The 2053-nt window shown below is 67.0% G+C and carries 1 protein-coding gene; it reads right to left on the bottom strand.

The features are described 5' to 3' along the window. Positions 1–623: 623 nt before the first annotated feature. Positions 624–1868 carry a VOC family protein gene (locus tag ACTWPP_RS44880; RefSeq protein WP_443110598.1) on the bottom strand — a complete coding sequence of 415 codons (1245 nt, stop codon included), beginning with the start codon at positions 1866–1868 and terminating at the stop codon, positions 624–626. Positions 1869–2053: the final 185 nt, after the last annotated feature.

The raw sequence follows: 2053 nt of genomic DNA, 5'->3' as shown, positions 1-2053 counted from the left end.
TGAGCCGCAACGAAACCCTCACCAACCCACCCAACCCAGACGAGGACAATCCCTGTCAAACAACCCTCTCAAGCCCCCACCTGGTGGAGGGCTACTGGCTGACGATGTTTGACACCAGAGCCGATGGCAAACAGATCGGCTCGGCCCACCTGTGAAGTAACCACAGGCCCACCGCCCACTCGACACCTTGGGCGCCAGTGGCGTCTATTGCTCAAGATCAGCGGAAACCGACCTCGTGCTCTTCGGCAACAGCCCAAACACGATCACTCACGTCGGCATCGCAATCTCCAGCACGCAGATGATCAACGCCCCTACACCGGCGCCGTCATCCGCATCGATCCCATCGGGCATTACCTCGCCGCAACAAGACCGTCGCAAGGGACAGCAATATGAGACCCGTTGTGACGGTCATCACGGGGCCGTGTCGGGTACGGCGACGATCCGGGGCCACGGCGGTGATCGCCCGTGTGATTGAAGCAGGCGATGCCGATGGGCGGTGCAGGCACGTCCACCCTGACTATGGTGCCTGGCCGACCTCGGTCTCACCCTGTCGAGGAGGTCCACACCGACGACATCCACGCGCGTCTTGCCGAGCTCGACCACCCGGCCAGCTGACCGCCGGTTCAGCTCGTCATCGCCGCACCGACATCGAACTCCGTGCCGAACGGGTCCGTGATTTGAGCGACCCGCCCGTAGATCATGTCGTAGGGCTCGGCCGAGGTCCCACCCGCGTCGACCGCTCGCCGCGCCGCCGCATCGGCGTCGTCCACCTGGAACAAGGTCCCCCAACGGGACTTCGTGGCCATTGGGTCACCGGCGATGCCGCCGATCTCGTGGCCATCCGGTCTGCGCAGGAACGTGAAGTCGAGCTCGGGCATGTCCGGGTTGGCATCCAACGTGTAGCCGAAGACCGCGACGTAGAAGTCGCGCGCGGGCCCGGATTCCGCGGTGACCAGGTCGTTGCGGAGCAGGGCGTTCGGCTCGTTGACGATCTCACAGCCGATGTGGGCACCGGCCTGCCACAGTCCACACTGCGCACCGGTGGTGTCCTTGATGATCGCCGTCCGGCCTTGGTCCAGCACGTCCATCGGGCCGGTGATGATCGAGCCGCCCGCGTCCCGCGCTCGGGCGGCCGCGGCGTCACAGTCATCCGTCGCGAAGTAGACGTTCCACCAGAAGTCCGTGGCGTCGGGATCGGGGTTCGGCCTGATGGCCGCGACGGGTCTGCCCCGTAGCAAGCACTGGGTGTAGTGGCCGAACTCCGCCGGTCCCACATCGAACTCCCAACCGAACAACGCGCCGTAGAAGGTCATCGCGCGGTCGAGATCCGGGATGCCCAGGTCGATCCAGGTCGGTGTGCCAGCCGGCTGCGTGGTGGTCAGCTCGCTCATCGTCTCTCCTTGTCGTGTCCCATCTTGTCCCCGTCGCGTCCTTGTCGCTTCGGGTAGCGGTGATGGTAACGACGGGGTCTGCCAAACCGGGCTGGACGAGACGGCGGGGCCGACGACGACCGCACTACGGCCCGGGCCGGTAGGTGTCGAGCAGTTCCTCGGCGTCGAGCTTTCCCAGCCGTACCGCGGGTTCCACACCCGCCGGGTGCCCGCGTCACGGCGCGCGGTGATGCGCAGTCGTTGCTGGACGTCCTCGGGCGTAAGCGTCGGCTCCCGCTCGAGACCGTACTTCGCCCACAGGTCCCGCTGTTCGGCGAGCGCGAACGCGCTGGCGCCGTTGAAGTCTCCGATGTAGCCGACCCGGATCGCGCTGCCGCCGCCGGAACCTCCCCCCTCCGCGCGGGCGCCCAGCGTCAGCGCAGCCGCGGTCGCAGCGAAACCGGCGAACAGGTCGTTGATGGTCGCGGCTTGGGCCAACTCATCGCGAGCCGCGCCGTGGCGGCGGCATTGCCGACGTCAGTGTGCGGGAGGCCGCCGCCGGGCTCCGCGGCGTGGGCCGTCGACAAGGACCGCGACGAGGCGCTGGTTGTGTTCAGAGGGTTGTTTGTTGGGGATTGCCCTGTTGTGGGTTGGCGGGTTGGTGAGGGCTTGGTTGCGGCCTG

Origin of the sequence: Actinomadura sp. 3N407 (assembly GCF_052245875.1) — a bacterium.
Classification (GTDB): Bacteria; Actinomycetota; Actinomycetes; order Streptosporangiales; family Streptosporangiaceae; genus Spirillospora.
The sequence above is the reverse complement of the archived record's forward strand: the minus strand, read 5'-3'. Positions and strand labels throughout refer to the sequence as shown.